The 21,830-nt window shown below is 69.4% G+C and carries 17 protein-coding genes; 6 read left to right on the top strand and 11 right to left on the bottom strand.

Going from position 1 to position 21,830, the window contains the following annotated elements; genetic code table 11:
• Window positions 1-45: 45 nt before the first annotated feature.
• Both Pth03_RS30925 and Pth03_RS30920 read left to right on the top strand, forming a co-directional pair.
• Window positions 46-876 carry an alpha/beta fold hydrolase gene (locus Pth03_RS30925; protein WP_203947963.1) on the top strand — a complete coding sequence of 277 codons (831 nt, stop codon included), beginning with the start codon at window positions 46-48 and terminating at the stop codon, window positions 874-876.
• Window positions 877-944: 68 nt separating this feature from the next.
• Window positions 945-1,826 (top strand): alpha/beta fold hydrolase, encoded by an 882-nt coding sequence (locus Pth03_RS30920; RefSeq protein WP_203947962.1) that lies wholly within the window; start codon window positions 945-947, stop codon window positions 1,824-1,826.
• 78 nt (window positions 1,827-1,904) lie between these two features.
• Here Pth03_RS30920 and Pth03_RS30915 read toward each other — a convergent pair whose 3' ends face one another.
• Window positions 1,905-4,643: a helix-turn-helix transcriptional regulator gene (locus Pth03_RS30915; protein WP_203947961.1), complete on the bottom strand. Its 2,739-nt coding sequence runs from the start codon at window positions 4,641-4,643 to the stop codon at window positions 1,905-1,907.
• A 188-nt stretch (window positions 4,644-4,831) separates the two neighbouring features.
• Between Pth03_RS30915 and Pth03_RS30910 the strand changes: the two genes are divergently transcribed.
• On the top strand, window positions 4,832-7,636 hold the full coding sequence (locus Pth03_RS30910; RefSeq protein ID WP_203947960.1) for a helix-turn-helix transcriptional regulator: 2,805 nt from the start codon (window positions 4,832-4,834) through the stop codon (window positions 7,634-7,636).
• A 71-nt stretch (window positions 7,637-7,707) separates the two neighbouring features.
• A complete protein-coding gene (locus Pth03_RS30905) occupies window positions 7,708-8,592 on the top strand; it encodes a hypothetical protein (RefSeq protein WP_203947959.1) in 885 nt (294 codons plus the stop codon).
• Between the two features lie 13 nt (window positions 8,593-8,605).
• On the opposite strand, the gene Pth03_RS30900 is transcribed toward Pth03_RS30905, so the two are convergent.
• The 4 genes from Pth03_RS30900 to Pth03_RS30885 form a co-directional block, all read right to left on the bottom strand.
• Window positions 8,606-9,811, bottom strand: a complete 1,206-nt coding sequence (locus tag Pth03_RS30900) for an acyltransferase family protein (RefSeq protein ID WP_203947958.1) — start codon at window positions 9,809-9,811, stop codon at window positions 8,606-8,608.
• A 36-nt stretch (window positions 9,812-9,847) separates the two neighbouring features.
• Window positions 9,848-11,104 carry an MFS transporter gene (locus Pth03_RS30895; RefSeq protein ID WP_203947957.1) on the bottom strand — a complete coding sequence of 419 codons (1,257 nt, stop codon included), beginning with the start codon at window positions 11,102-11,104 and terminating at the stop codon, window positions 9,848-9,850.
• Window positions 11,101-11,733, bottom strand: a complete 633-nt coding sequence (locus tag Pth03_RS30890) for a GntR family transcriptional regulator (RefSeq protein WP_203947956.1) — start codon at window positions 11,731-11,733, stop codon at window positions 11,101-11,103. Before Pth03_RS30890 ends, Pth03_RS30895 begins: the two co-directional genes overlap by 4 nt.
• 195 nt (window positions 11,734-11,928) lie before the next feature.
• Window positions 11,929-15,204, bottom strand: coding sequence for an ExeM/NucH family extracellular endonuclease (locus Pth03_RS30885; protein ID WP_203947955.1), 3,276 nt, complete (start codon window positions 15,202-15,204; stop codon window positions 11,929-11,931).
• A gap of 492 nt (window positions 15,205-15,696) precedes the next feature.
• On the opposite strand from Pth03_RS30885, the gene Pth03_RS30880 reads away from it, so the two are divergent.
• Complete coding sequence (locus tag Pth03_RS30880) at window positions 15,697-16,665, top strand: NHL repeat-containing protein (protein WP_203947954.1); 969 nt, start codon at window positions 15,697-15,699, stop codon at window positions 16,663-16,665.
• A gap of 143 nt (window positions 16,666-16,808) precedes the next feature.
• Here Pth03_RS30880 and Pth03_RS30875 read toward each other — a convergent pair whose 3' ends face one another.
• The 4 genes from Pth03_RS30875 to Pth03_RS30860 all read right to left on the bottom strand — a co-directional run bounded on the left by Pth03_RS30875 (window position 16,809) and on the right by Pth03_RS30860 (window position 20,177).
• Window positions 16,809-17,531: a barstar family protein gene (locus Pth03_RS30875; RefSeq protein WP_203947953.1), complete on the bottom strand. Its 723-nt coding sequence runs from the start codon at window positions 17,529-17,531 to the stop codon at window positions 16,809-16,811.
• A gap of 232 nt (window positions 17,532-17,763) precedes the next feature.
• Window positions 17,764-18,465: a DUF4232 domain-containing protein gene (locus tag Pth03_RS30870; RefSeq protein WP_203947952.1), complete on the bottom strand. Its 702-nt coding sequence runs from the start codon at window positions 18,463-18,465 to the stop codon at window positions 17,764-17,766.
• A gap of 204 nt (window positions 18,466-18,669) precedes the next feature.
• Window positions 18,670-19,638 carry a hypothetical protein gene (locus Pth03_RS30865; protein ID WP_203947951.1) on the bottom strand — a complete coding sequence of 323 codons (969 nt, stop codon included), beginning with the start codon at window positions 19,636-19,638 and terminating at the stop codon, window positions 18,670-18,672.
• Window positions 19,635-20,177 carry an RNA polymerase sigma factor gene (locus Pth03_RS30860; protein ID WP_203947950.1) on the bottom strand — a complete coding sequence of 181 codons (543 nt, stop codon included), beginning with the start codon at window positions 20,175-20,177 and terminating at the stop codon, window positions 19,635-19,637. Before Pth03_RS30860 ends, Pth03_RS30865 begins: the two co-directional genes overlap by 4 nt.
• Before the next feature lie 269 nt (window positions 20,178-20,446).
• On the opposite strand from Pth03_RS30860, the gene Pth03_RS30855 reads away from it, so the two are divergent.
• Window positions 20,447-20,935, top strand: a complete 489-nt coding sequence (locus Pth03_RS30855; RefSeq protein WP_239119487.1) for a lamin tail domain-containing protein — start codon at window positions 20,447-20,449, stop codon at window positions 20,933-20,935.
• A 100-nt stretch (window positions 20,936-21,035) separates the two neighbouring features.
• Here Pth03_RS30855 and Pth03_RS30850 read toward each other — a convergent pair whose 3' ends face one another.
• The gene (locus Pth03_RS30850; protein WP_203947949.1) at window positions 21,036-21,395 is read right to left on the bottom strand and encodes a cupin domain-containing protein; all 360 of its coding nucleotides are present in this window, start codon (window positions 21,393-21,395) and stop codon (window positions 21,036-21,038) included.
• Window positions 21,395-21,829, bottom strand: a complete 435-nt coding sequence (locus Pth03_RS30845) for a hypothetical protein (protein WP_203947948.1) — start codon at window positions 21,827-21,829, stop codon at window positions 21,395-21,397. The genes Pth03_RS30850 and Pth03_RS30845 overlap by 1 nt, the downstream gene beginning before the upstream one ends.
• Between the last annotated feature and the right edge of the window lies 1 nt (window position 21,830).

The following is a 21,830-nucleotide window of genomic DNA, read 5'->3' as shown; positions in this document are numbered from 1 at the left end:
GCCTCGCCCCGAACACCGAAGACTCGCGTGAGACGGAGAACCCGCATGCCGTACCTGAACGTAGGCACGGAAAACTCAGCAACGATCGACATCTATTACGAGGACCACGGCGCCGGGACGCCCGTGGTGCTCAGCCATGGCTACCCGCTGAGCGGCAAGGCCTGGGAGAAGCAGCTGTCGGTGCTGACCGACGCCGGCTACCGCGTGATCACCTATGACCGTCGCGGCTGGGGCGGCTCCAGCCAGCCGGCGACCGGGTACGACTACGACACCTTCGCCGCGGACCTCAACGCGCTGATGGAGCACCTCGACCTGCGTGACGCCGTCCTGGTGGGCCACTCGATGGGCACCGGCGACGTGACCCGCTACCTCGGCACGTACGGAAGCGCCCGCGTGCGCAAGGCCGTGCTGGTCTCGCCGATCCCGCCCTTCCTGCTGCAGACCGCCGACAACCCCCAGGGCGTCCCGCAGGGCCTGTTCGACGGCTTCATCGAGACGGCCAAGGCCGACAGGCCGCTGTGGCTGAAGCAGTTCCTGGAGAACTTCTACAACTACGACGTCTACGGCGGGACCCTCGTCAGCGAGCAGGCGTTCCAGTCGAGCTGGAACATCGCCGTCGCCGGCTCACCGGTCGCCGCGGTCGAGTGCATCTCGACCTGGCTCACCGACTTCCGGGCCGACCTGCCGAAGCTCGACGTCCCCGTCCTGGTGATCACTGGCGACCAGGACCGGATTCTGCCGAAGGAGGTCACCGGCGACCGCCTCAAGGGGCTCATCGGCGACCTCCAGTACGTCGTCATCGAGGGCGGGCCGCACGCGATCGCGTGGACCCACACCGACCAGGTGAACTCGGCCCTGCTCGGTTTCCTCCGCTGACCTTGACCTTCCTCCGCGCTCCCGTCCTCGACGGGATCCGCACTCATGCACCACAGAAAGGCACTTCCATGTTCGTCAACCGCATCGCCCGTGGCCTCGGGCGGCACCGCCTCCGCTATGCCGTCGCGGCGACGGCGGCGGCCGCGGCCGTCGCGATCCCGCTCGGTCTGACGCCCGCGACCGCGGCGACGGCCTACACACCGGCGACCCACACCGCGCCGACTCACGTGAAGCCCACGATCGTGCTGGTCCACGGCGCCTGGGCCGACGCGTCCAGCTGGTCCGGCGAGGTCACCCGGCTCCAGGCCGACGGCTATACCGTCGCCGTCGCACCCAACCCGCTCAGGGGCCTGTCCGACGACACGGACTACCTGCGTGACTACCTGGCGAGCATCACCGGGCCGATCGTCCTCGTCGGGCACTCGTACGGCGGAGCCGTCATCACCAACGCCGCTACCGGCAACCCCAACGTCAAGGCGCTGGTCTACGTCGACGCCTACATCCCCGACGAGGGCGACACCGTAGCCGACCTGAGCGGTCCCGACTCGGCGCTCGCGCCGGGCGCATCGAACCCGGCGTCGGTGTTCAAGCTGGTCGACTACCCGAACGCTCCGGACAACATTTACGACACCTACGTGCTGCCGGACGTGTTCGTCCGGGCCTTCGCCGGTGACCTGTCCCCTGCGAAGGGCGCCCAGTTGGCGGCCTCGCAGTCTCCGACGTCCCTGCTCGCCCTCGGCCTGCACTCCGGCCCCCCCGCGTGGAAGACGATCCCCGCGTGGGACCTGATCGGCACCAACGATAAGATCATCCCGGTCGCGCAGCAGATCGAGATGGCCAAGAACGCCGGCGCGCACACCCAGAAGTTCACCGCCTCGCACCTGGGGATCATCTCCCAGCCGGCCACCGTGACGAAGTTCATCGAGCAGGCGGCCTGCTCCGTCCGCTGAGCGTGCAGGCGGGGGCCGCGCCCGGCGATCCGGCCTGAAGCGGTGCGGGCACGCCATGCCCGCACCGCTTCTTCGGACTCAGAGCTCCCTCAGGACGAGTTGGCGGCGCGACCTCACGCCGAGCTTCCTGAATACCTTCTTGAGGTGATAGTCGACGGTGCTCGGGCTGATGAACAGCTGTGCGGCGATCTCCTGGTTGGTCGCGCGACCGGCGGCGAGCCTGGCGATCCGCCTCTCCTGCGGAGTGAGGTCGCCGGGCTCCCGTACGGCCGTGCCGCCTTCCCGGTCGCCGGCGGCGACGAGCTCCATGCGGCACCGCTCCGCGAACGCCGCCGCTCCCATTTCGATGAACATGTCGTGGGCGAGGCGCAGGCGGAGGCGGGCGTCGTTCTTGCGCTTGTTCCTGCGCAACCACTCGCCGTAGACCAGATGGGCCCGGGCGAGATCCGTCGCCATGCGCGTGCGTTCCAGATGTTCTACGGCCTGCACATAGAGGTCTTCGGCCCGGGCGGGCTCCGCGAGGAGCGCCTCCGACCGGGCGAGCAGTCCGAGTGCCCACGGTGTTGCGGCGGCGACCGCCTTGACCCTCAGGCGGCCGAGCGCCTCGGCCGCGTGGTCGCGCTCACCGCACCGCACGCCGGCCTCGATGAGGTCAGGGAGCGCCAGATGCTCAAGATTCAGCACATCCTGTTCGCACAACCGCCGGGTCGCCTCGAACGCGTCGCGGTAGCGGCCACGCCCGAGCGCCAGAACGCCCAGCGCGACCTGGCCCAGATTCGCCAGAACCCCCATGCCGAAGTCGCCGGCCATCCGCTCGAACCGCGCCGCGGCGGACAGGGTCTCCTCGTCCCGCCCCTGCCAGGCCGGCACCTCCGGCGTCGTGATGATCTCCCATGTCTCCGGCCCGGCGCCTGCCGATTCCAGGGAACCGCCGGCGTCGGCGATCCTGCCGCTCGACGCCCGTTCGAGCTGCGCCGCCATGAGCGCCCAGCGAAGCCGTTCATGTGCACCGTCCGCCCGGGCCTGTTCCTCGACGCGCCGAAACCAGCCCGCGCGGAACCCGTCGTCCCATACGGCCTGTGCGGCCGTGGCTCCCAACATGAACCACTCGGGCGCACCCGCCGCGAACACCTCCGGGTCCGCGAGAGCGCCGAGGGCCGCGCGGAGGAGGGGCACCGCCTTGGTGTAGCCGACGGCGACGAGCGTGGCGCAGCCGTGCAGCAGGAGGTCCCCCGCCGTCGCATCACTGACGGTCGGCCGCGGGAGTGCGAGCGCTTCTTCCGCCACTTCGAGCGGAGTCGTTCGTTCAACCGCATGCCGTACGACGAAGGCCTTGCTCATGGCCTCGAGGAGTTTGTCGCGCCGCCTGCGGTCGCCGTCTTCGTACGTGCGGGCTGTGGCCAGCAGCAGGGCAGGCTGCCGGGCGGCCGAGCCACCGAGACGCAGCTCGACCTTGGCCTGGATCTCATCCGCCAGCGCCCGCGTGAGCGGATCGGACAGATGCGGCGCGGCCGCCACGAGCAGCGCTCGGGCCTGGGTGAACGCGCCCGCGCTCACCGCCGCTCGGGCCGCGGCCACCAGACGCCGCGCCCGCCGGGAGACGTCCGGCGTGAGGTCCGCGGCGCGCAGACGGATGGCGACCTCCGCGCCGTGCCCGCTCCGCGCTCTGGCCCGGCCCGCTGCGGCCTCGAGCTCGGCGGCCAGCGCCTCGTCCGGCCCTGGGGCCGCCTCGGCGAGATGCAGAGTGCGGCGATCGGGGTCCCGCTCGACCGAGGTGACGGCCGCGAGGACCCGGTGAACCCGTCGCCTCTCGTCCGTGGACGCGCCGTGATAGACCGCGGAGCGCAGCAGGGGATGGCGGAACCGGATCCGCCCATCCAGCTCCACGACGTCCCTGACCCCGGCGAGCGTGGCCACGTCGTCCCCGAAACCGAGCTCGGCTCCCGCACGCCGGACGACCTCCGGGTCGCCCGACGGCTCCGCCGCAGCGGTCAGCAGCATCACGCGCGCGGCCGCAGGCAACCGTCCCAATTCCCTGGTGAACCGCGCGTCGTCGCTGGCCGGCAGCGGCTCGGGAAGGCGTGCGACGCCCGCCAGCTGGTCCGGCGTGAGCGTACTGCCGATTTCGAGGAGGGCGAGAGGATTGCCGTCCGCTTCGGCGACGATGCGCTCGACCACGTGGTCGGCCACACAGTCGCTGGAGGTCGAGAGCAACAGTTCGCGCGCCGCGGCCGGATCCAGCCCTCCGACCTCGTGAACCGGCAGCCCCGCCCATGTCGCAGCCCCAGAAGGGGATTCCTCCATCGCGATGAGCAGGACGATGCGCTCGGCCCGCAGCCGCCGGGCGGCGAACGCCAGCACCTGAGCCGACTCCTGGTCCACGAGGTGCGCGTCGTCGACGATGCACAGCAGCACACCGCCGGACGAGGCGGCGGCGTCGGCCAGCAGAGTGAGGGCGGCGACCCCGACGAGGAACGGCTCGGGCGTCATGCCGCCGCTCAGGCCGAAGACCGTCTCCAGAGCGGACCGCTGTGGATCGGGCAACACCATGAGGCGATCGAGGAACGGCAGCAGGACCTGGTGCAGCGCCGCGTGGCCGATCCCGGTCTCCGACTCGACCCCGGAGATCCGCACCACAATGGCGTCGGGCGCCGCCTGCACCGCATGGTCGAGCAACGCCGTCTTCCCGGCTCCCTCCCGGCCCCGCAGCAGGAGACAGCCGCCGAACCCCCGACGAGCGGCGTCGAGCATGCCCTTCAGCCGCGCGCTCTCCTGTTCACGGCCGAGCAGCATGTCCGCCTCGATCAGGTGGCGCATGGACCGGCGTCCGCTCCTTTCACGGGACATCGCGGGCCGGGTGAACCGGCAGGTACGGGGGCTCGACCAGTCTGTACAGGTGGCGAGGCCTCCGGTATCCGACACATGACTGCACCTCGGCCGGAACGGCGGTCGCTGCCAGTAAAGTCTGTGGACTGTCCGTTTTGTACGAATGGGAATCGCACGACATGTCGCAACCCGGGCGTGGCACTTCTCCCGCACTCGGCACGGCCCTCATCGGCCGAGAAGACGAGCTTCACCGACTCATGGGCCTGATCGACGCGCCCTCAGGCCAGGCGCTGGCGCTCCTCGGCGATGCGGGCATGGGCAAGACCAGCCTCCTGGCACGGCTGGTGGACGAGGCCGGCAAGAAGGACGTACGCGTTCTGTCGGCCGTGGCCAACGAGTCCGAGACCCAGCTCGCGTTCGCGGGGTTGCACCAACTCCTTCACCCTGTGTTGAGCTCGCCCGACTCGCCTCTGGACGAGCTGGCCGCGCCCCATCGAAACGCACTGCTGGCGGCGTTTGGCCTGGTCGAGGAGTTCGCCGTCCCCGACCGGCTGCTGATCGGCATCGCCACGGTGACGTTGCTCCTCAAGGTCGCAGAGCGGTCGCCACTCCTGCTCGTGATCGACGACATCCAGTGGCTCGACTACAACTCCCGCGACGTGATCTCCTTCGCCTGGAGGCGTTTCAGGAACGAGCCGATCGCGATCGCCTTCAGCGCGCGCGGCCAGACTCCACCGCGCCCGTTCGGCGAAGACGTCGGCAAACTGCGGCTCGAACCGCTCACGCAGACGCATGCGAACCTTCTGCTGGACGTGCAACCGCACAGGCCCGGCGGTCTGACCCGGTCCACCGTCCTGGCTCATGCTCAGGGCAACCCCATGGCCCTGGTGGAGCTGAGCAAGGCGACGGCGACGGAGATGTGGACGGGCCGCCGGCTCGACGACCCGCTCCCCCTCAGCGACCGCTTGGAGCAGCTGTTCAGCGCGCGCGTGAGCACCCTGCCGGAGACATGCCGTACGGCCCTGCTGTACGCCGCCGTGGCAGGGCCCTCCGAACTGCTGGAGGCGGCCAGTGCCGGCCTTCCCGGTCTCGACCCACAGGTGTGGCGGCCTGCCGAGGACGCCGGCCTGGTCTCCGTGACCGGCGCGGGAGTGGCGTTCTCCCATCCCCTCATGCGCTCGGCCGTCTATCAGGCGGCGCCTTTCGCCGACCGGGCGGAGGCTCATCGTCGTCTCGCCGCCGTCCTGACGCACCGGCTGGACCGCCGAGCCTGGCATCTCGCGCGGGCGACGCTCCATCCCGACGAGGATGTGGCGCTGCTCCTTGTGGAGACGGCTGCGGAGGCCCTGCGCCGCGGAGGCTGCGTGGCCGCCGCCCTCGCCATGGAACGGGCGGCCGAACTGAGCCCGAGTTCCGAGGACAGAGCACGACGACTCCTCTTCGCGGCCGACTACGCCACAGTCACCGGGCAGGCCGCGTGGGTCCAGGATCTCGCGACGCGTGCGTCGGCGTGCACGGCCGATCCGGTGTTGCACGCGAAGGCCGACCGGGAGATCGGATGGGCTCTCGCCTGGACCAAACGTCAGGCGGAGGCACTCAGAGTGCTCGTGAGGCTGGGTGAGGAGACGGCCGCGGAGGAGCCGCTCATCGCCTGGAGCGCTCTGGGACCGGCGGCGACCGTCGCCTACCACCTGGGAGCGCCCGCCGGCCGGGCCGCGGTGCGCCGGCTGGTGAACCGGCTCTCCCAGCAGGACGACCCGGGCCGGCCACACGGCAAGGAACTGGCCTACGGAGCGATCCGGCTGTTGGCGCGTGCCGCGATCGACCCCTTCAGGGAACGTCCCCAGGCGCTGGCGGAACTTCGCCGAATCACGGAACACCGGCTGGACATCCCCGCCTCGTCGACGGCGGGCTCGGTCGCCTGGGTGCTCGACCAGTCCGACGTGGCGGTGCGTGTCCTCAGGGAAGCACGGGAGATGCTCCGCAAGCCGGGGGTGCAGGGTGCCAGCGGCGCCGTGGTGATGGGGCTCGCGTGGGCCTGCCTGGACACCGGCCGGTGGGACGAGGCGCTGGACGCGAGCCAGGAGGCGTCGGAACTGGCCAGGGCCTTCGGAATGGAGATCGTCACTGCCGAGGTCAGTCTCGTCGCGGCCACGCTGGCGGCCCTGCGGGGCGACGTCGCCCGCGCCCGCGAGCTCACCGCGACGGCGGTCTCCGCCATGGACCCGATCGACTCTCCGGTGATCGCGGCGCGTGAGCGCCGGGCCGAGGGTCTGATCGCCCTCGTCGAGGGACACTTCGAGACGGCCTACAGCCTTCTTCGCCAGGTGTTCGACGCGGACGGCGCACCGCACCACTACCACGCCTCCTACTTCGCGCTCGCGGACTTCGCCACCGCCGCCGCCCGTACGGGCAAGGCCGACGAGGGCAGAGCGGTGGTCGAGCACGCCGCAGGCCGGATCGACGGCGACGTGTCGCCACGGTTGCGGCAGCTTCTCGCACACGCCCGGGCGCTGACGTCGCCGCCCGAGGAGGCGGAGGAGCACTACGCCGGCGCGCTCGCCGACCCCGCGGGCGACGAGTGGCCCTTCGAGCGGGCGTCCCTGCGGCTGGACTACGCCGAGTGGCTGCGCCGTCGCCGGCGTATCAACGAATCGAAACCCGTCCTCGTCACCGCCCTGGAGGTGTTCCGGCGCCTTGGCGCCGAGCCGTACGTCCAACGGGCCGAAGCAGAGTTGCGCGCCTCAGGGGTCGCCGTCACGGGGCCCATGGACCTCAACCGGCTGACCGAACTCACGCCGCAGCAGCGCGAGATCGTCCGCCTCGCGGCCGAAGGCCTGACCAACCGCCAGATCGGCGAACGGCTGAGCATCTCCCCGAGGACCGTGTCCTCGCACCTCTACCGGTCTTTCCCGGTGCTCGGCGTCACCGACCGGCACCAGATCCGCGACGCCATCTCGTACGAGAGCCGAATGCGCGGGTAGGAGCGGGCTTGCGCCGATGGCGGCCATTGGTCTGAACTTGGTGCGACAGCCGTACGACAAAAGGAAGGCCGATGGCCACCGGCCAGGTCGATGTTCTCGAGCAGGGCCCCCGCAGGCCCCGCTGGGTGGGAATCGTGGTGCTGGTCGCTCTCGTGGCCGTGCCGATCATCGGGATTCTCGCCGGCCGGGACACGAGCCCTCCCCTCCCGATCGTCTCCCCGGCACCCACGCCCAGCCCGATCAACGTGACCCCCAACGCCGTCTATCCGGTGGCGAGCGGGACGGGTGCCACCCGGATGATGCGGCTCACGTTCCCCGACGGATCACGGGCGGAGATCACCTACCCGGCCGACCTGAACCTCGCCTCGCTGGGGGCTCGCCCGTACGCGAGCGGAACTCTCGCCGGCAACGGGGAGATGGACGAGTTCCGCCCCCTCACCGCTCCGCTGTACGGCGAGGCGGAGACGGCCGCCGGGCGGCCGATGATCAGGCGTCTCACCGGCGACGTCACGGTGTGGCCTGGGCCGCTCGGAATGGACAACGCCGGGTCGGTCATGCTCTTCACCTTCGGCGACTGGCGACTGGCCCTGCAGGACGAGCCCGCCGGGATGACCTTCGAACAACGGCTGGCCTGGGCGAAGAACCTGCACGGCAGGCTCACCCCTGACGGTTTCCTCACCCTGTCGGCCCGCGGTCCGTTACAGCTCTCGCAGCCCGGTGAGATCCGCGACGGCGTGCTCGTCGGGCCGCAACTGTGGCTCGGCGGGCTGAGCCGCCGGATGCTCGTGCTGGCTCCGATCCCCGACTGCGACCGATCGGGCGGGGCGCGCGTCGTCCTCGACCCGCGCCACACCATCGCGGAGAGCACCTGCCATGACGGCTTCTACCTCGCCGCCGCAGGCGACGAAGCCTTCGTACGGAGTGCGCTCACGGACGTACGCGTCCGTCCCCTGTAAGCCGTTTCGCCCATCATGTTGGGCTCGCTTCCTCCGATGCGAGGCGCTTACCCAGCCGTTGTGCCGGAGCCTCCACGAAACGCCATGTCAGCGCGCTGAGCCCGAGCAGCAGGCCCACCACGCACGTCAGAGCCGTCAGCCGCAGGCCCAGCGGTACGGCCAGCGGCTGCGGACAGAACGCTGCGACGGTTTCCAGCAGCAGCAGGTGGAGGAGGTAGACGGAGTAGCTGACCAGTCCCAGCCGGCGGAGAATCCGCGGCATGCTCTGATGCCGCAGCGCCATGCCGGCGGCGAAGGTGATCCACGCGGCGGCTGTGGCCGTTTGGAAGCCGAGCCCACCCCGGGCCAGCGCGATCCCGGCGAGCGGCACCAGCGCCACCCAACTCGCCTGCTTCCAGGAGATCTCTTGTTGCTCGGCCCGATACAGCGCCGTGCCGGCGAACATGGTGGCCAGGATCAGCAGCCCCTGCCATGGGCCGGGATAACTCTGGTTGACGGCCAGCAGCAGCACCACGGTGATCCCGATGATGATCGCGCCTGCTCGCCGGACCGTGTCCGAGCCCTTGAGCACAGCGGCCATGCCCGCTGCCACCAGCGCGGTCACCACCAGCGTGACCGTCAGCATCCGGCCAGGTCCTCCGGCCGACAACAACGCGACCGGCAGGGTGCCCGCGCCCAGCGCCGCCGCCGCGACGAAGGCGAGTGCGGTCGTCGTGCTTCTTCTGCTGACGCCGAGGGTGAACATCGCGGTGAGCAGCAGATAGAAGGCCATCTCATACGACAACGTCCACATCACGTTGATCAGGTTCGGCATGTGCAGCAGGTTCTGCAGCATGGTCAGGTGACCCAGGGCCAGGGCGACCGGCCGTGCGCTCCACCAGATGTGCGGGTGGTCCCAGCCCAGCGTCGCCAGCAGTACCGTGGCGGCCACGCCGACTCCGAACAGCGGATAGAGCCGGAACAAACGTGAAATCCAGAATGCCCGCAGGCTGCCTCGCCGCTCCAGGGAGGCGGGCACGATGTAGCCGCTGACCAGGAAGAACACCATCACCCCGAACCAGCCGGGCTCGAATACCGCTTTGACCGGCGTCCGCGCCTCGGGGAGCAGCGGCTTGAGCGCGTGCTCGAAGACCACCGCCAGGGCGGCGATGCCGCGCAGGGCGTCGAGCCATGCCAGGCGTGGCCGAGTTCGTTGTGGTACCTCCTGGGTTATAAGCACCCGGCGCATCGTAGCGATCAGTGGTACGGAGCACGCTCACGGACGTACGCGTCCGTCCCCTGTGATCCGTACGGCGCGCGCCTGGGGGCGGGGCAGATGCCTGCGGTAGGCACGCAGCAGCATGAGCATGCAGACCAGGGCGAGCACGGCCAAGCCCGCGAAGAGCGCGACCGTGGAAAACGGCGGAGTCACCGCGGCGAGCACGGTCGGGCTGAGAAAACCGGCGTAGGCGACGGCGTAGAAGACGCCGGTCAGACCGGCGAGGTCCCGCGGCGAGGCGATGCGCTGCACCTCCAGCAGGCCGGAGACCAGTCCGACGCCGATTCCGGCACCGAACACGACGCTCGCCAGCATGCCGAGCCACACCGACGACCACTGCACCGCCAGAGCGCCCACGACGAGTGCCGCCGCGACCGTCCCCAGGCACACGACCAGACCGCGCGCGCTCGACGGCGAGTCGATGCGCTTGGCGACGGGTTGGATCAGAGCCGCGACCCCGAGCGCGACGACGGTCAGCGCGGTCGCGTAGCCGAGGCCCCACTTTCCGGTGACGCCCGCCAGCAGAACCGGCACGTACCCGTAGGCGAGGGCCGCCGACGCGAAGATCCAGGGTGCCGCGACCAGCACGACCCGGGTGAAACGCCGGTGCCCGGCCGCCGGGATGCGGAACTGGGCGTACAGAGGCCCGGGCTCCCCTCCGCTCGTGCTGGTCTCGGGCGCCTTCCACAACAACCACACGAACGGCAGGGTGATGGCGATGTGCACGATGAAGGGCAACTCTTCGCCCCACGGCGACAGCTGCGCCACCAGCCCGGCGACCAGCGCCCCCGCGGCCGAACCCAGCGTGAATGCCAGCGACGCCCGGCGCGCACCCGCCCCGGTGTCGGCTCGACGATCGTGCGGAGGCTGGGAAAGCTCCTTCAGCCAGCTGTTGCCGACCGCCATCGCCGTGCCGACCGTGATCCCCGCCAGCAGCCGACCGGCGAAGATGCCGCCAGGGCCCGCCGCGCTGAACGACAGGCAGACGCTCGCCAGCACGGCCGTCACGATGCCGGCGAACATCACCGGACGGCGGCCGTGCCGGTCGGACAACGCTCCGGAGAGCAGGAGCGCGGGCGCCAGGCCGAACACGTAGACGCCGAGAAACGCGTTGACAATCAGTGCGGAGTAGTGGTCGTGCTGCTTGTAGAGCAACAGCAGGGGACTGAACTGATTGCCGCACCACGAACACACGAAGATGACCCCGAAGACGACCATCCAGTGACGGGTGGTCCCCTCGTCGGCGTGCTTCACAAGGCCCCCTCGTAGCGCGCCATGTGCGCGTGGAGCACGCGTGCGTATTCATCGGCGTCGCTCTTCGCCAGCGCATCGGCCAGGTGCTCGTGATCGCCGCACGCCCCCGCGAGGTCGCCCGGACGCAGACGAAGCAGCAGGTGCCGCAGCCTCTGCTGGCGATCGCGCAACTGCGCGTAGAACTGGGCGGCTATGTCGTTCCCGGACCCGTCGATCACCAGGCTGTGGAACTCCTCGTCGGCGGCCACGAACCGGTCGACGTCGCCCTCGGCGGCATGGACGCGCTGCCGTTCGAGCACGGAAGCCAGCGCGGGCAGCGTCTTGTCCGTCGAGCCGTCCTCCACCATCCGCCTGGCTGCGGTGGCCTCCACCGCCTCCCGCATCTCCAGCACGTTGCGCGCCTCACGGGGCGAGATCGGGGTGATGACCGCGCCCTTCCTGGACGACAGCGTGAGCAGTCGCTCGGCGTCGAGCCTGAGGAAGGCCTCGTGGACGGGTGTTCTGCTGAGACCCAGCTCCATGCCGACCTGGACCTCGCTGACGAGCGTGCCGCCCGCCAGGTCGCCGCTGAGGATGCGGGTTTTGACGTGCGTATAAGCACGGCCGGCCGCGGGGTTGGGGTCGCTCATGGACCACGAGAGTAGTGAATGCGCGCATCCTTGCATGCAAGCGGGTGCCCGATTTGTCAGGGGTCACCGGCAGGATGGGCGGCACGGTTACCGAATAGGAGGCGACGGCGGCGTGGCGGGCACGGTCGGCCCGGTAAGCGACGGGGCCGCCTCCGACCTGTGTCGGAAGACGGCCCCGTCTCCATCGGCTACTGGTCAGCTGATGGGCTGCCAGGGGCCGTTCTGCTGGCCGGGCACCTGGTTACGGGTCGTCCACTTGGCCTTGTACTTCTTGTCCTTGTAGATGACGACGTCGCCGGCGTTGAAGGACCGGGACGGGGTCCAGATGGCGGTGCCGTCGGGCGCGGTCTCCATCTGCTCCCACGGGCCGTTGGGGTCGCCCGGCTTCTGGTTCCGCGTCCACCACATTGCCTGCCAGGTCGAGCCCTGGTAGGTCACCGTGTCACCGGTGTTGAAGACCCGGGACGGGGTCCAGATGGCGGTGCCGTCGGCCGCGGTCTCCATCTGCTCCCACGCGCCGTTGGGGTCGCCCGGCTTCTGGTTCTGCGTCCACCACATGGCCTGCCAGGTCGAGCCCTGGTAGGTCACCGTGTCGCCAGTGTTGTACACCTTCGAGGCGACCCAGGCCGGCGCGACGGGCGTGACCGGAAGGTTCAGCCCGACGATCACCGGGTCGTGGTCGGAGGCCGCGAAGGGGTCGGTGCCGTTGAACAGCTGGGTGGCGTTGTAGTTGTAGCGGCTGTAGCCGTAGGCCACGGACTCCTGCGCGTTGATCTGCCACACGTCCGCGCCGGTCGCCATCGCTCGCGCGGCCGGGCTGGCCAGCACGTGGTCGAGCGAACCCTGCAGGCCGTTGAAGGAGTACGTCCACTCCGACGAGTCGAGCGTGCTGCCCAGGTCGGTGTAGCCGGCGGTGTACAGGACCTGCATCGGGTCCTCGTGCGTGTAGGCGTTGAAGTCGCCGAGCAGGAAGATCCGGTCGGTGCCGAGGCCCGACGCCGCCTGCGACGCGAACGCGGTGAGGTCCTGCGCCTGGCGGACCCGGGTCGCGTTGAACGCACCCTGGTCGACGGCCGGGGACGAGGTGTCCTCGAGGTCGCCGTCGTAGAGCGGGGTACCGGCGCCCTTCGACTTCAGGTGGTTGGCCACGGCAAGGAACGCGTCCTTGTCGGTGGCGCCGGCCTTCTTGAAGCCCTGGGCCAGCGGCTGACGGGCGATCGAGAACGGCTGGCCGGGGCCGGAGGCGCCGGTCAGCACGGTCGACGGTCCGACCAGGGTGACGTCGGCCGGCTTGTAGATGAAGGCGGTACGGATGACGTCCTGCTGGGACAGCGGCGGCAGCTTGTCGGCGGACGGCGACGGCGCGTAGGCCCAGACGTTCGAGCCGGCGGCCGCGTTGAGCGCGTCGACGAGGCCGGCCAGGGCGGTGTCACGCGGCTCACCGAACTTGACGGAGTTCTCGATCTCCTCCAGCGACACGATGCTCGCGCCGAGCCGGTTGATACCGGTGACGATCTTCGCCTGCTGGCGGGCGAAGTTGGCGTCGTCGGCCGCGCCGCGCGGGCCGGAGCCGCCGTCCGTGCCGGTGCACGTGTTGACCGCGATCCGGTTGCCCTGCCGGTCCGTGTAGTACGTGCAGGTGCCCAGTCCCTTGGCGACGTAGTCCTCGCCGGTCATGGGGAAGTAGTTCTCGACGTTGAACGTGGCCAGGCGGATGTCACCGGCGACGGAGGCCGGCTTCTGGTTCCCGGTGCGAAGGTCGCTGAAGGTGGCGACCGCCGAGCCGTCGTCGGTGACCTGCTGCCTCGGCTGGAAGTTCCACAGCGAGAACCGGTATTCGAGGATCACCGGCTGGTGGAAGGTCACCTTCGAGCCCACCGTGACCGCCTTGGTCGCCGTAAGCCACGGCAGCGGAACGTTGCGGGAGCTGCTGGTGCTGTAGTTCGTGCTGGCGCCGTCGTCGAGCGTCACCATCCGGGCGGCGTTGTCCGCCGCGGCGGCCTTCGCCTCGGCGCTTCCCGCAGTTCCGGCGTCGGTCGGCTGGCGCAGCGGCTTGTCGCCCGCGGCCAGCGTGAAGGAGCCGTAGAAGTTCGCGTCGTAGTTGTCCGACACCGTGAAGTCGCCCTGCGGGGTGATCAGCTCACCCTCGTGCGCCTCCTTCGCGGCGTCGGTCGCCAGGTCCGACCACGCGATCTGGTCCGGGACGACGGCCGGCAGCGCGGTGGCGAGCTTGGTCACCGTCGGGAACTGGATCTCGGTCTCGCCCTGGAATTCGGTGACCTCGCCGGTCACCTGGACGCTGTCGCCGATCGTGACCTGGCCGGCCGACTGCGACCCGTAGACGAACACCGCGTCGGAGGCGCCCGGAGTCTTGTCGTCGGCCTTGGTGCCGCCGGCACCGCCCGTCTCCAGGAAGAAGCCGTTGAAGCCGCCGGTCGCGTAGACCGCGGTCACGACACCCTCGGTCGTGACGGTCCGCCCCTGGTACGGCGAGGTGTCGGTGTCCGTGCCCTGGATCGATGCGATCGGGGTGACGGTCGAAACGACCTCGGTGACCTGGAAGCCGAAGGTGGCCGAGCCGGTCGCGCCGGTCGAGTCGGTGGCGGTCACCGTCACCGACGACGTGCCGGCCGTGGTGGGAGTGCCCGAGACGGTGCCGTCCGAGGAGATCGTCAGCCCTGCGGGCAGGCCGGTCGCCGTCCAGGTGTACGGCGCGGTGCCGCCGGAGGCGTGCAGGTCGACCGGTGTGATCGCCGTGCCAGAGGTGGCGCTCTGCGCGCCGGGGCTCGTGACGGTGACCGTCCCGGTGCCGCCGCCCGGGTTGCCGCTGTCGGCGGCGGCGTTCTGGGGGTTCGGGGCGGCGACGTGGAAGTCGGCGGCGTTGTCGTCGGTGTCCGCGCCGTCCGCGCCACGCTGGTAGCTCAGGGTCAGCGAGTTACCCGTCGGAGCGTTCGCCTCCGGAGAGTTGCTGGTCCCCCAGCCGATCTTGTCGATCACCGTGCTGTCGGTGGGAAGCACACCCGAGGTGCTGGCCGCGATGAACAGCGTGCCGCCACCCGCGCCCGGGTTGACGCTCCCGCCGGTGCTCAGATCGGCCGTCGGCAGCGGCGACCCGGGGTTCGTGCTCGCGTTGTTGCTCGGCAACTGGATGAGGAAGTGGCCGTGGCCGGCGACCGTCCCCGAGAGCGCGAACACCTGCGAACCGCTCGGGACCACGGTGCTCGTGGGCGCGCGGTACTGGAGGGTGTCGCCGGTGAGGGAAATGGCGTTCGGCGTCGGATTGTAGAGTTCGACGAATTTGTTGAGGTAGCTCGCGCCGGACGAGCCTCCGTTGACGTAAGCCTCGCTGATGACCAGACCGGTCCCGGCCGAATTGGCGGACGCCGGGGCGGCGAACAGCGAGCAGGCGACGCCTGTTGTGGACAGTGTTAATGCGGCGATGGCGAGTCGCCGGAAAAGCGGCGCAGACAAAGACCGCACCTCCAAATGGTTCGCGGGGCGTGCTGTGGCCCAGTGCCTCAGCAGGGCCGACAGGGCAGGTTAGGCGGCGGTCTTTGATCGCATGCGGACGGAACCTGAACGGTGTGTTACGGGATCGGCAACTTGATCGGACTGGACGCTGAAAATCATGAACGGCCGCGACGCGATCGCCCGCACGTTCGGCTTCGGGGCGTCGCAGACGGTAGCGGCCGGGCGCGTTCGCCCTGGTCTTGGCACACGAGCACGAGACGCACCTGGGACCTGGATGACGGTGCGCGACGTCGGCCGTCACCGCAGCAGCGGCACCGCGCTGTCCCATCGCCGGCAGCCATGCCGCCCAGCACATCGGCCGACTCGGATCGGAACGGCGACACCACTCGGAGGCTTCGCGGGCACCATTCGCACTATGTCGGACGTTAGATCCTTCGTTCAGGCAGGCATTTCGGCAAATCCACCGCACCCCTAACAGATGGGATGTCCTACATGAAGGTGGCAGTTGTCTTAGCGGGGTTCCTGTCCGTACTCGTGGGCGCCCCTGCCGCCGCAGCGGCCGGGACCGCGCCCGAAAGAGCCGGCGCCTCCGCGACCCTGGTCTCCACCTCCGCGAGCAAGCCGGCCTACCCCACGCGATTCCCCCTTCCAGCCGGCTTCCAGCCCGAAGGGATCGCCATCGGCCCCGGCCCGGCCGCGTACTTCGGTTCGCGCGCGACCGGCGCGATCTACCGGGCCGACCTGCGCACGGGCCACGGCAGGATCATCAATCCCGGTCCTGGCACCCCGTCGCTCGGCCTCAAGGTCGACCCGCGCGGCCGGTTGTTCGTCGCCGGCGGCACCGGCGGCGACGCCCGCGTGATCGACACCCGCAGTGGCAAGGTGCTCGCGAGTTACCGGCTCGCCACCGGGACCGCGTTCGTCAACGACGTGCTGCTCACCCGTGATGCGGCCTACTTCACCGACTCGGCCAACCCCGTGCTGTACAAGCTGCCCTTCGGACGCGGTGGCGCGCTGCCGAAGGAGGCGGTGAAAGTGCCGCTGAGCGGAGACATCGTCTACACGACCGGCAACAACGCCAACGGCATCGCTCCGACCCCGGACGGCAAGGCCCTGCTCGTCGTCCAGTCCAACACCGGCAAGCTGTTCCGCGTCAACCCCAAGACCGGCGTCGCCACCCTGGTCGACATCGGCACCGAGTCCCTGGTCAACGGCGATGGGCTGCTGCTGAAGGGCCGCGTCCTCCACGTCGTGCAGAACCGCCTCAACACCGTGACCGCTCTCCACCTGGACCGCGCCGCCACGTCGGGAACGCTGATCGGCAGGCTCACGGACAGCCGATTCGACGTCCCCACCACCGTCGCCTCCTTCCGCGGCCGCCTCTATCTCCCCAACGCCCGCTTCACCACCACTCCCAGCCCGACGACCACGTACGACGTGGTGGCCGTCCCGCTTCACTGATCATCTGATCTCGTACGGCTGTCGCCGATGGGCGTGCCCGCCTTGCGGCGGGCACGCCGGGAACCGGGATCCACCGAGCGTGACCTCGTTCGACGCCGCAGCTGCCGGCTCATCGCCTGACGCCCAGCCGTAGCGAATGCGTCTCAGGCCAGAACGACATCCACGCTGCGTTCATCGAGAAGGCTCACGATCACCTCGAAGAGAGGCGGCGACACCTCTCCGTCCACGTCTTCGAACCGCCCGGTGAGGCTGTCGCGCGCGATGTCCGAATGGCGCCAGACCAGCGTGAACGGAGTGGTGGCCCCGAAACCGCCGTATGTGCAGTCGGCCAGAGCGTTCAGGTTCCAGCCGAAGTATCCGGCTGGTCCGTTGATGGCCTCACCCATCGCGATGTAAAAGCTCGTCTCGTCGGTGATGTAGGTCCCGTCGAGTTCATACGTCTTCCCAGGTGGATCGTCCAGCAGCTCTCTGGAGCCGCGGAACGTGCATGCCCCCACGACGTCGAGCCACGCGCGCCTGCCGGCGGCGTCGTATTCGGCCCAAAGATTGATCGACTCAGGTCGTCCGACCCGCCAGCTCTCCCAAATCGGCTTCGACCTGGACGACGGCCGCATCGACGGCGCGTCCACCGTGATGTCGATCAACCCGGCTCCCCGATCGGATTCGCGCCAGCCGACGACCTGGCAGCCGACGAGGGAGAACCCGCCGAGGTGACCGCCAGATGCATCGGGAACCAGCAGATCTCCAGGGAAGAGGGGATTGCGTGTCCGATATCGCTTGGACCCGCTCAGATAATCCATCAACGACTGGGACGGCTCGCAGCCGAGCATGTCGAAGGGCGCTGACGGCGCTTGTGGATCCTCCACGAATAAGCCGTCGACATCCTGGCAGGGACACAAAACGATGTCATCCTCGTCGACCAGAAGGTATCTCGACGGCTGGTCCGACTCGACGGCCCCCACGCGCTCGCCCCCACTGATCCAAAGACCGTTGCCGTCACTGTAGATCAGAACGCCCCGGCGTGATCGGCTCGGGGCGTTCGAGGTGTTCAGGTGCTGCGGTCAAGGGGCAGGGTCGACCCGCCGATCACGCGCCTCTTCACCAGGCGACGACGCCCTGATTGCTGGGCTGAATTGTGCCGACCTGGAGCGACTTGAAGGTGATGCCGGACTGCTCCGGGTTGGGGAAGCCCTCCAGGGTCGCCGCCACGAGCGGCCCGCCCTTCGCAAGCCCGACCTTGATGGTGTTGCCTGCCGGGCAATCAGCGGCTGCCTTGTCGCAGATCGTCCACTTGATACCGGCGAACGCGCCCCCGCCCGGGGCCAGGTCGGCCGGCACCGACTTGCCCGGTTGAGCAACGTTCTTCGTCGGCACGGCCACCGCCTCGTCGGCCGCGTTCGCCAGCGTGATCACCGGCCAGCCGCCCACGTTGCAGGTACGGCCGGAGGCGTTCGTCAGATGGACGAGCGCCATCCGGCTGTCGCCCTCGCGTCGTTGCGGCTGCTCGGTGAGCGTCACCTTGATGTCGGTCGCCGTGCAGGCCGGTGTTGCGCCGCCGCCGACCGGGGTGGACGACGCGGGGGCGTCGCTCGCGCTCGGCGTGACGCCGGTCGGGGTCGACGTGATCGGTGACGTCTCCGATGTGGGGCTTACCGCCGTAGGGGTTACCGCCGTGGGAGTGGCCGGAGAGGAAGTCCCGCAGGCCGAGACACCGGTCAGGATCATCACCCCCGGTGTGACGAGCGCCAGAACCGCCTTGGCGCGGTTGACGGTCCGGCGGGTCGTACGACGGTGCGACACTGCGTTGTTCCCAATCTCTGGTCGGTGCATCACGGTTGCCGGGCGCCCGGTCTCCATCGAGACCCGTTCGACGACATGTCCCGACAGAGCACGGCCCCGACGCGGAAAAGGTTCACCGCGACGCCGAAGCGAGCGGACACCCTGTCCTCCATGACAGAAGCCCCGTGGCGCCCCGGCCCCCGGCGGGGCGCCACGGGTCGCCGTTCAGTTGTGGCAGCCCTGCGTGAGGCTCTGGTAATAGGCCTCGCTCTCCCCCGCTACAGGAGGGTTCTGCTGCACCCACAACATGATCTGGCCGGGCGCGTAGGGATCGGCACCCGAGACGTACCAGCTGCCGGGAATCTTCCCCCGTGCTCCTGTCACGCCGTAGGTCCCGTCGGCACGCTTCTCCTCGTAATGCCAACTGCCCACGGTCACCTTGCGCCCCTTGAGGACGGCCAGCGCCTGGTCCACAGTGCGACCGCGGATGTCGACGCAGTGCAGGATCTCGCCGGGGGCGAACGCGCTGTTCGTGCTCTCGTAGGTCTCGCCGGGGCGCGCCTGCCGGCCGAATACGATCCCCCCGGACCCGTGGAAATCGAGGGGGATCTTCACGCCTACCGGGCAGGCCCCGCCGCCGCTGAAGCACTTGCCCTTAGCCGGCAGCATCTTGACGGTGTCGGGCAGTTCCGAGAACACCACGGTGCCCACGACCGACGGAGACGCCGGGACGAGGGTGAGGCTGATGTCCATTCCATGCTCGGCGAACTGCTCCTTGTAGCGCGCCGGGTCCGCCAACGGGTCCTTCACCTTCACGACCAGGTATTTGCCCTGGGTGGAAAAGGAGAGGGCGGCCAGCTGGACTTTCCCCGGCTTGAGCTGCGTGGGCGAGGCGGAAGCCGCGGGACCGTCAGGGGAACTCGTGGGCCTGGGACCGGTCGCATCGGGGACGTCGGCCGACGGGCCGCCGACCGACATGGCGACGACCACCGCGGCCACCGCCGCAGCGGAGGCGAGCGGCAGGCCGGTGAGCAGGACGCGGCGACGGAGCCGGGGCGCCTCGTGTGACACGGGAAGGGCCGTGACGTCGTCCAGCAGGCTCCGCGCGGCGGGCCGATCCCCGAATCCGGCCAGGGACTCGTCGCGCACGGGGGTCATCTTGCGTACCAGGTCATCGGTGGGGTGAGTCTTCATATGAGAGAACTCCGTTCGCTGATGGGGCGGCTCACAGCCGGCGGGGCCACGTCGATTCCGGCCGAGCGGAGCGCGCGGGAGAAGCGCTTGCGCGCACGATGCAGCCGGACGCGCGCGGCTCCTCGCGAGCAGCCGAGGACGGCGGCGATGGCGGAGTGGTCGAGCCCCTCCCAGGCGACGAGACCGAGCAACTCCCGGTCGTCGTCGGACAACTCCCGGAACGCCTGGCCGATGGCCGACGCGTCGACGGGATCCGTACTGACCGCGGCGATCTCGTCCCGGAGCTCCGTGGTCCGCAGCCGCCGCTGTGACTCGCCACGCCGATGGTTGGCCAGCACCCGCCGCGCGACGCCGTACAACCAGAGCCGCGCCTTCGTACCGGCGGGCATCTCCTCGAACCGCCTCCACGCGACGGTGAACGTCTCCGCGACGACGTCGGCCGCGTCCTCCGGAGAGGAGCAGCGTCTCAACGCGTAACCCAGGATCGGCTCGTATGTCGCGGCGTATATCTCCTCGAACCTGGCTTTGCGGTCATCCATCGAGGGCCCGGTGGCCGAATCCGGTATGTCGCATGTGACTCTCCTTCACTGCACGGGGTGGGGAAACACCACCTACGTGTCGAAAAGGCCGCGAGTGTTACCCACATGTTCGACCCACCGGGCAAGCAGGCATCTGCCGCACTCGGGCGCGGGAAGGGAGCACAAAAGGCCACGAGAGATACCAAAGCGATGCAGGAACGGTCCATCGGTAACTATTCCGATCATTAAGATCGGCTGGCTGGACACATCCCCCACCTCAGGAGCCTCCTGTGCGTGCTCGTTCCCTGCTGCTGGCCGCCACGTTGGGCGTCGGCGCGGTCGTCATCTCCCAGCCCGCCTACGCCGCGGGCCCGGCCATCCAGATCACCAAGATCTACTACAACTCGTACGGTCGCACTTCGGACACCCCTGTCACGAACACGAAGCTCAACGGCGAGTACGTGCAGATCAAGAACATGACGAAGAAGGCGGTCAGTCTCAAGGGCTGGACCCTCCGCGACAAGCAGAGCACCGCCTCGGGTCACATCTTCAAGTTCGGCACGTTCACGCTCGGCGCCGGCAAGACGGTCACCGTGCGGACCGGCAAGGGCAAGAACACCTCCGCCAACCGGTACTGGGGCAGGAGCTACACCCAGGGCTCCGTCGCCTACATCTGGAACAACACCTCGGACACCGCCTATCTGCGGAACGCGTCCGGCACGCTGAAAGACTCCTGCTCCTACAAGTCCAAGTCGACGGTCTACTCCAAGGCCTGCTGAGCCCGGCCGGACATGAGGAGCCCCGCTCCCCTGGCGAGCGGGGCTCCTCAGAACTTGTGGACTTCGGCTGTCACCGCCTCGGCGACTGCCGGCCGTCCGCTCAGACGGGGATGAACAGAGCCTCCAACGGCGAGTCGCCGATGGCGGTCGTGACGTGCCCCACTCCCGTGGTGTCGGCGGCGAGCACCAGGTCGCCGGGGCCGAAGCGACGCCGGCTGCCGTCGCTGACCGTCACCTCGATCATTCCGTGCAGCATCACCACCCACTGCTCACGCGGCGCCGGGTGTGCGGTGCTGTCGAAGGCGGCGCTGCGCAGGAACTGCACGCCGCCGCTCGACGCCAACCCGCCGACCGCCATGGCCGGCACCCCGTCGGCGACATGCCGGTGTTCGAGCACGATCTCGCCGTCCTCGAACGCCGATCCGCCATCCCCGGTACGGACGATCTTGATGAAGCGCATCAACTCACTCCGATGAACTGGTGGTCGGTGCGGATCCGGTCATCGCCGTCCAGAGCCAGGATGTCCAGGCCGCCGCCGACGGCCTCGCCCGTACGGATCGACACCATCGACCACCGGATGCCGAGCACGTGGGGCAGGAGAAGGAACGGCTCCTCGGCGGCCTCGAAGACGTGCTCACCCGGCGCGACGAACATCTCGTAGGCACGGGTCACCCTGGCGTTCAGGGCATCGTGGCCGCGGACCTCCAGCGGGGGCACGGGAAACGCGAGCTCCGAGGCGGCGTCGCGGATTGTCTCCGGCGGGTCGACCAGCACCTGGATCCCGTCGGGCGCCCACAACTCGCGAATGAGCGCGCTCCGCATCGCCGGATCGGGCTCGTTCCATTGGGCGACATAACGGTCACTCCATTGCTTCACATCGAGTGAGTTGCTCATG

Source organism: Planotetraspora thailandica, assembly GCF_016863335.1.
GTDB lineage: Bacteria > Actinomycetota > Actinomycetes > Streptosporangiales > Streptosporangiaceae > Planotetraspora > Planotetraspora thailandica.
The sequence above is the reverse complement of the archived record's forward strand: the minus strand, read 5'-3'. Positions and strand labels throughout refer to the sequence as shown.

Excerpts from the sequence above, each read along its gene's own strand:
- Pth03_RS30925 (WP_203947963.1), top strand. The coding sequence starts at position 46 with ATGCCGTACCTGAACGTAGGCACGGAAAACTCAGCAACGATCGACATC.
- Pth03_RS30920 (WP_203947962.1), top strand. The coding sequence starts at position 945 with ATGTTCGTCAACCGCATCGCCCGTGGCCTCGGGCGGCACCGCCTCCGC.
- Pth03_RS30915 (WP_203947961.1), bottom strand. The coding sequence starts at position 4,643 with ATGCGCCACCTGATCGAGGCGGACATGCTGCTCGGCCGTGAACAGGAG.
- Pth03_RS30910 (WP_203947960.1), top strand. The coding sequence starts at position 4,832 with ATGTCGCAACCCGGGCGTGGCACTTCTCCCGCACTCGGCACGGCCCTC.
- Pth03_RS30905 (WP_203947959.1), top strand. The coding sequence starts at position 7,708 with ATGGCCACCGGCCAGGTCGATGTTCTCGAGCAGGGCCCCCGCAGGCCC.
- Pth03_RS30890 (WP_203947956.1), bottom strand. The coding sequence starts at position 11,733 with ATGAGCGACCCCAACCCCGCGGCCGGCCGTGCTTATACGCACGTCAAA.
- Pth03_RS30880 (WP_203947954.1), top strand. The coding sequence starts at position 15,697 with ATGAAGGTGGCAGTTGTCTTAGCGGGGTTCCTGTCCGTACTCGTGGGC.
- Pth03_RS30865 (WP_203947951.1), bottom strand. The coding sequence starts at position 19,638 with ATGAAGACTCACCCCACCGATGACCTGGTACGCAAGATGACCCCCGTG.
- Pth03_RS30860 (WP_203947950.1), bottom strand. The coding sequence starts at position 20,177 with ATGGATGACCGCAAAGCCAGGTTCGAGGAGATATACGCCGCGACATAC.
- Pth03_RS30850 (WP_203947949.1), bottom strand. The coding sequence starts at position 21,395 with ATGCGCTTCATCAAGATCGTCCGTACCGGGGATGGCGGATCGGCGTTC.
- Pth03_RS30845 (WP_203947948.1), bottom strand. The coding sequence starts at position 21,829 with ATGAGCAACTCACTCGATGTGAAGCAATGGAGTGACCGTTATGTCGCC.